Below are 6882 nucleotides of genomic sequence, written 5' to 3' on the forward strand. Positions count from 1 at the left end.
ACCAAAGCGGGCCTGCCAGCGGGCATCGACCGACGGCAGTGTGCCTAAGGTGGCGATATGCTGCCATTTGCTTAACCCCATCGGCTGGCAGGCCCGCTTTGGTCACCCCATGAGCCACGCCGAGGTAGACCACATCTATCGCACCTTTATGCCGCTGCAGATTGCCGCCGTGGCCCGTTATGCCGCGCCTATTCCTGGGGTGTTGGCGGTGCTTAATCAGCTACGAGACCAAGGGCTGCGGATTGGCTCTTGCTCCGGTTATCCCCGTCCGGTGATGGAGGCGCTGGTGCCTGCAGCTGCGGCTCACGGTTATCAGCCAGAGCACTGGGTTGCCAGCGATGATTTGGCTGCTGGCGCCCGCCCAGGTCCTTGGATGGCGCTGGCCAATGTGATTGCACTGGGCATTGCTGGAGTGCACCGCGCCATCAAGGTTGATGACTCGGTGCCGGGGATCAGCGAAGGCTTAAATGCGGGGATGTGGACGGTGGGATTGTCGGTTTCCGGCAACGAGTTTGGTGCCACTTGGGATGAGTTCACCGCCATGAGCGAGGCCGAAATCGCTGCCAGACGGACCCCTGCAGAGGCCAAGTTACGAGCTGCAGGTGCCCACTATGTCATTGATACGTTGGCGGATATTGGCCCTGTGATCGCTGATATCAACCGTCGGTTAGCCGCCGGCGAGCGGCCTTAATCCTAGGTTGTCCCCCACCACGTCACCGTCAACTGATGGCGCTGTGGTGGGGAGCGTGGTCGCACCTTGGCTGTGCTTCACAAGATCGACCAGCACCACTGTGCCCACACTAACTGCTTAATCGGCATTTGTCGGTAGATAGCCTGAGTTGGCCCCACCACATGGCGAGCGCCGAGAGTGAGGCGGTGGGCATCGTTTTGCCAGGTGATGGCCGCCGTCGCCAGACCACTCCTATCTTGCGGCGATATTTGCAGCTCAGCGTAGGGTGTTAATCGGTGTTGGTCATCGTACCCGAGGTGCAAGAAGAGATTTTGCTGCAAGAGGTTCTCTGCCAGAAACGCTTGGCTAGACCACGCCGTATTACCGTTGATGAGTTGCGCGGGCACGGTGCCACCCAATGCACGTTGGCGTTGGGTCAAATCAGTTAAACGTTGCCAATCTGCCTTGCGATAGGCTTCGCTGTTCCACCACGCTTCTGCCACCAGTGTCAGGCCCACCCCATCACTCCATTGCACACCACTTAAGAGCTTTTCCCCCGCGCCGAGCTTGCTGGCCTGCATCGGATCATCAGTGGCAAACAGGGTGTCACTGCTGGTTAGCTGGTTGATCAGGCGCTGCTGATGATGTTGATAGAGGGCGGCGCCATACACTGACCAACTGTCGTCGATGACATGGGTGAACCCTGCGCCAAACTCCAGCGTCCGTGGCGAGGAGTATCTGGCGATAGCATAGAGGTCATCGTCATCGCGTAGTTGATACCAGCGTAAGGTGAGGCTGGGTTCTCGGTGCTGGCTATTGAGCGGCGGTTCGGCGAACAACGAGCCGATCAAGGACAAGGCTGTCGTGTCTGAATAGTGATCCAGCGCGGCGACATAGACCCCCTCTGCTGGCAGCGGGTTGACATCGCGTAGGTCCTCTTGCTGGATAAGGTCGAGGGGTTTAAAGGCAAATCCTACTCCCCAAGTCATGACCTTTTTGCCTAAGGTGATCCCGATCTGTGGCGACAGCATTCGGTCGTAATGCCATTGGTTGAGCGTATAGGTGTATTGCGGCGCGTGATGCTCGCGCAGCTGCTGTTCCACCGTGCCGGCCAAGTTCCACTCATTCATCTGCAGGGTGGCGTTCAGATACTGCTGCGCGGCGGCTTCTCGCTCGGTTAACAGGGGGTAGGGGGTATCCATGGTTGGTGACAACACCATGGGGGAGAGGGCGAGCTGCGCATGAAGCTCGGCTGCAGCCCACGCCTCGGCGAGAGAGGACGATGGGCTAGCTGATGCCGCATTGGGGGTAGTTAACCACCCCGTCATGACCAGTGCGAGTGAATAAAAAGGATGCGAAGAACGAGACATAGTTACCACTGTTGCAAGGTATTTCTGACCAAGGCCGCGGGGTTAAAGAGTTCATCAGGAACGGCTTTGGGGGTGATGGTTTGATAATGGATCACGGTATAGCGCTCTGGCTGGATTTCATCGAACAGCACCATGTCTGAGATCCGGGTTCTGCCTGCCAGCTCTTTGGCGTAATACCACGCCTCTTTGGCTTTTTTGCCTGAGCTCACGTAAAGGTCTGCCTGGATCGGCAATTTATTCTCGCGGGCGAGATAAAGCACCACCTTGGCGTAGGTCACTCCTTTTAAGGCAGCGGCCAGCTCCACTTTAAGACACTGGGTGGAGGTGGGTTCCTGCGCGGCTAATGAGGCGATTTTTTTCGCGGCGGGCAATTGCGGGCAGGGGGCATCGGCCACGTGGTTGACTTGATAGTCACCGCTCCAAGTCATGTTGGCAATGTCCCCAGTTGAGGCATCCCCCACCAATTTCTGAGCGGCGGTGATCCGAATTGGCCGCTGGCTGGCGGGCATGAATAACCAGAATTTATCCGCCAGCATTAAGACTTTTTGGCCCGCTTCACTGGGGGATTTCATTAATACCAAAGAGCGCCGATCAGGCTTGAGATAAACGGTATATTGGCGCTGTTTATCGAGGGTGTCGGCCCGATATTGTTCAACCAGCGCCTCTACTTTGGCTGAAGCGGAGGGGAGACGGTAGCCATCGGCTTCTTCGAGCAAGCTACGGTTATCGGCTAGCACCGGGGCCGCCATCAGTAGCCAAGCCAGTGGCAATGGGAGGCAGCGAGATGGGGCTAATAAGCGGGCAGGGGCAACAGGGGAGAGTAATAGGTTAAACATGGGTCAACGCCTCAACAATGGGCTTGCGGCTGGCCTTGCGGCTGACATACCAAGCGGCGAGCCCACAAACAGTGATAATGGTCAGGGTGGTGATCAGATAAAGCGGCAATGACGCCTTGATAAGTAATGGGTATCCGATGGTACGTCCCGGTGGTGGCGGCATCTCTAGGCCAGCAAACGGCAATAGGACAACGACCAACAGGGCTAAACCAGTGCCAATCACGGTTCCCAGTGCCCCGATCAAGATCCCTTCATGCCAAAACTGCAGCACAATTTCACGGGGATAGGTGCCAAGGGCGCGTAACGTGCCGATCTCCCGCGTGCGTTCGGTCACCGCCATCCCTAGGGTGTTAGACATCGAGAAAAACACCAACATGGCGATGATGATGCCAAGTAGCCCGAAGATCCGATCGTACAAGCTGCGCACCGATTGGTAATAAAATGAGCGTTCCCACCAAGGGGTGAATTGGTAGGCGGGATAGGTGCTTGCCAGTTCAGCCACGGTGGTGGCCGTGGCACCCATCTCATCTAACAGGATGGAAAAGGAGCTGATCCGATCGGTCAGCAGCAATTGCTGAGCATGTTCAACACTCAAATAGACCAAGCGAGCATCCACCTCTTGCCACCCTGTCGAGACAATCCCATTTACCACCAGATCCAGGGCATTCATGCTGCCTTCGGTGGTGGCTGCCAACAGGGTGACGGCGTCGCCCACTTGCACATTCAACTGTTTGGCGAGGGTACTGCCCAGTAACGCGCCCTGTTCATGCCAGGTCGAGGGGGGGACTTGTTGCTCGATAGTAATCAGGCTGCCCAAGGTGGCTAACACTTTGTCTGTCTCGATCCCGTAGCCAACGAACGGGATCGAGTTATCGCCATTGGAGATCAAGCCTGACAGGGCTATTTTGGGTAGTAACTCAGTGACATGGGGCACGCTTGCCAGATCACGGATCAGCGGGCGATAGTGATCAATGCCATATTGCATGGGCTTCTCTTCATGGCGCTTGCCCAGCTCAGGGGTCGTGACCGTGATATGGCCAAATTCACGGGCGGCTCCCTCTTCTAGCATCTGGTAGGTGTGCAGGGCAAAGCCACACGCCACCAAAACAGAAAAGCAGCCTAGCGCGGCGATAAGCACGGTGACCAACGAGCGTCTGCGGTTGCGCAGCATGTTGCACCATGCCAGATACCAAGCGTTCATCGCAGTGCTCCATCGGTCATAACATGGATCTGATCACAGTGCCGGGTCATGCGATCGTCGTGGGTGGCGATCAAAAAGGTGACGCTCTGCTCTGCACCCAGAGCCTTCATCAGATCGATGACCTGATTGGCGGTGCGGGTATCGAGGTTGGCGGTCGGCTCATCGGCGATGACCAGCAGCGGGGCTTTGATCAAGGCTCTGGCAATGGCGACCCTTTGCCGCTGGCCACCGGAGAGTTGATCGGGCCGTCGATCCGCAATGCCGGCCAAGCCCACTTGCTCGAGTAGCCGATCGACCCGCCTGCGCCGTTCGCGGGCGGGCAGATTACCCAGCAGTAAGGGGTACTCGATATTATCGCGGGCAGTCATCACGGGCACCAAGTTGTAGCTTTGAAAGACAAAGCCGAGGTAGTCGCGGCGCAGCTGGGTTCTGGCCAGTTCGTCTAGCTTGCCAACCTCTTTGCCCTCAAGCAGCACGCTGCCACTATCAGGACTATCGAGCAGGCCACAGATATTGAGCAGTGAACTCTTGCCACTGCCAGAGGGCCCTCGGATGGCGATAAACGCGCCAGCGGGGACCGTTAATTGAATGTTGCGAAGTGCGTTGATCTGTTCGCCACCGACGCGATAACTTTTGGTCACATTGCAAAGTGCCAAGCGGGGTAGGGATGGGGTCACATCAACTCCTGTGATCGACTAATCAAGACCCAAAAAAGGGCGTGGGGGGATCGTCCCCCCACGCAGGATTACCACGATTACGCGGTTGCCGCCTTGGCTGCCGCGGCTTCTATCATCCGTGGCAGCAACCGTGCGGCCAGTGCTGCTACGCCGCCGCCGCGGGTAAACTCCAACACGGACAGCTCGACGCCAATGGCGGTGGTGATCCGCAAGTTGAGCTCGACCGCCATCAGGGAGTCCATCCCCAGATCCGACAAGGGGGTCTGGAGATCGATGGCCTCGGCAGCGATGCCCATCACCGAGGTGATGTGGCCGATCAGGATTGCGGCCAGGGCATCGACGCGCTCTTCTGGCGCCAGCGCCAGCAAACCCAGCAACACTTCATTGCCCGCGCTACTGCCACTGCTGGCGGTTTGCACAATATCGGCAAATCGCAAGGTGGTGCCAGAGGCGCCGTAGGCTCGTGACCACGTTTCCCAGTCGATGTGACAGATGACCGCTTGGGTGACCTCGTGGGCCATGGCCATCGCCATGTAGTCGCAGGCCCGATCCATGTCGATAGAGTGCAAGCCCATCATTGCCAAGTAGCGGATCACCTCCTCGGAGGCTTCGGCCATCCCGCCACCTGCCAAGGCCCCCCAGTTGATGCTAAGGGCAGGCAAGCCTTGGCGACGGCGATATGCCGCGAGTTGATCTAGGGCGCTGTTGGCGGCGGCATAGGAGGTCTGCGGCACAATACCCGCCACCGAACTGATTGAGGAGTAGAGCACGAAATAATCTACGTCGGTGCCCGTGTCCGCCAAGGCGCGGTGCAGGTTTATTGCCCCCATCGCCTTGGGTGCCATCACATTTTCCATCGCCAGTCGAGTCAGTACGCTGAAAGGACCATCTTGCACTACCCCTGCCGTGTGGAACACCCCGCGCACTGGGGGTAGGCGATGACGAATGTCAGCCAACAGTGCGGTCACTGCCGCCTGATCTGCGATATTGAGCCGCTCACTGATCACATTGACGCCACTCGCTTGCAGCTGACTGACCGCCGCCTGCTGTTCAGGGGTGCTGGCGCCGCTGCGACTGAGCAGCAGCAGGGTACGTGCCCCGAGGCCAGCCAGCCAGCGGGCGGTCGCCAGACCGAACGCGCCGAAGCCGCCGCTGATAAGGTAGGTTGCCTCGGGATCGATCTTGACCTGCGGCGTGGCGGGGTTGATCTGCACGTTCGGGTCGTTGAAATCGAGCATGACCCGGCCGATGTGGGTAGAGCGTTGCACCATCTCGAACCCGTCAGCCATCTGGCTCAGGGGGATCAGGTGGCCTGGCAGGGGCGGGTAGTTCCCCTGGGCCACCATGGCGAAGATCTCCTGCTGCAACTGGCGAACCAGTTGCGGGCGAAACGCCGTCATCCGGTCAATATCCACCGAGATAAACGCCAGATTCTTCTCAAAAGGGGAGAGGTCTAGGCTTCTGGCGGTGAAAATATCGAGCTTGCCCACCTCCACCACGCGGCCAAACTCGGCCGCCGCCTTGAGGTTGGCCGCCATGATCTCGCCAGGGGCCGCGGTGATGATCACATCGGCGCCATGGCCATGGGTCAGGGCGTAGATCTCCTCCACAAAATTGAGGGAGCGGGAGTCGAGTACATGATGGGCACCGATGTTGCGGGCCAAATCGCGCCGCTCTGGTGAGCTGGCGGTGGCGATGACCATGGCTCCGGCGGCGTTGGCGGCCTGAATGGTGGCCATGCCGACCCCGCCCGCCCCACCATGGACTAGCACGACTTCACCGGGCTGCACGTTCGCGGCATGAAATACGCTGTACTGCGCGGTCAGGAGCGGCACCATGGCGGCGAAGTCGACCGGATTGGCGGCCGGGTCCACCTTGATAAAGAAGCCGTTATCAAGCCGGGCCGTGACGTAACGTTTGGCCATGTCACGGGTACCAAAAACTAGGGTGTCGCCGACGGTGACGTCAGTCACGTCTGGCCCGACTCGGGTCACTACCCCCACCCCGCTCATGCCGATGGTCATGCCAAAGTAGGTACCGCTCAGTGCCTTCTCGCTCAGCAGGCCGATGGCTTTCATGGCGTCTTTGTAGTTGAGTTCCAGCCCCTGCAGCTGCAGCTCTATTTCGC

General features: G+C 58.7%; 6 protein-coding genes. 1 reads left to right on the plus strand and 5 read right to left on the minus strand.

The genetic code is table 11. The features are described 5' to 3' along the window. The coding region (locus CUC53_RS17855; protein WP_100295357.1) for an HAD-IA family hydrolase at positions 1 to 691 on the plus strand (691 nt) is incomplete at its 5' end. Positions 692 to 768: 77 nt separating this feature from the next. Here CUC53_RS17855 and CUC53_RS17860 read toward each other — a convergent pair. The 5 genes from CUC53_RS17860 to CUC53_RS17880 all read right to left on the minus strand — a co-directional run. After that, complete coding sequence (locus CUC53_RS17860) at positions 769 to 2040, minus strand: hypothetical protein (protein WP_157798322.1); 1272 nt, start codon at positions 2038 to 2040, stop codon at positions 769 to 771. Between the two features lie 2 nt (positions 2041 to 2042). Further along, a complete protein-coding gene (locus CUC53_RS17865; RefSeq protein WP_100295359.1) occupies positions 2043 to 2876 on the minus strand; it encodes an outer membrane lipoprotein-sorting protein in 834 nt (277 codons plus the stop codon). Further along, positions 2869 to 4077, minus strand: coding sequence for an ABC transporter permease (locus tag CUC53_RS17870; RefSeq protein ID WP_100295360.1), 1209 nt, complete (start codon positions 4075 to 4077; stop codon positions 2869 to 2871). Before CUC53_RS17870 ends, CUC53_RS17865 begins: the two co-directional genes overlap by 8 nt. Beyond that, the gene (locus tag CUC53_RS17875; RefSeq protein WP_100295361.1) at positions 4074 to 4754 is read right to left on the minus strand and encodes an ABC transporter ATP-binding protein; all 681 of its coding nucleotides are present in this window, start codon (positions 4752 to 4754) and stop codon (positions 4074 to 4076) included. The genes CUC53_RS17870 and CUC53_RS17875 overlap by 4 nt, the downstream gene beginning before the upstream one ends. 77 nt (positions 4755 to 4831) lie before the next feature. Beyond that, a partial coding sequence (locus CUC53_RS17880; RefSeq protein WP_157798323.1) for a type I polyketide synthase occupies positions 4832 to 6882 on the minus strand: 2051 nt, incomplete at its 5' end.

The sequence above is a fragment of the Aeromonas cavernicola genome (assembly GCF_002795305.1).
Lineage (GTDB): Bacteria > Pseudomonadota > Gammaproteobacteria > Enterobacterales > Aeromonadaceae > Aeromonas > Aeromonas cavernicola.

Excerpts from the sequence above, each read along its gene's own strand:
- CUC53_RS17860 (WP_157798322.1), bottom strand. The coding sequence starts at position 2,040 with ATGTCTCGTTCTTCGCATCCTTTTTATTCACTCGCACTGGTCATGACG.
- CUC53_RS17870 (WP_100295360.1), bottom strand. The coding sequence starts at position 4,077 with ATGAACGCTTGGTATCTGGCATGGTGCAACATGCTGCGCAACCGCAGA.
- CUC53_RS17865 (WP_100295359.1), bottom strand. The coding sequence starts at position 2,876 with ATGTTTAACCTATTACTCTCCCCTGTTGCCCCTGCCCGCTTATTAGCC.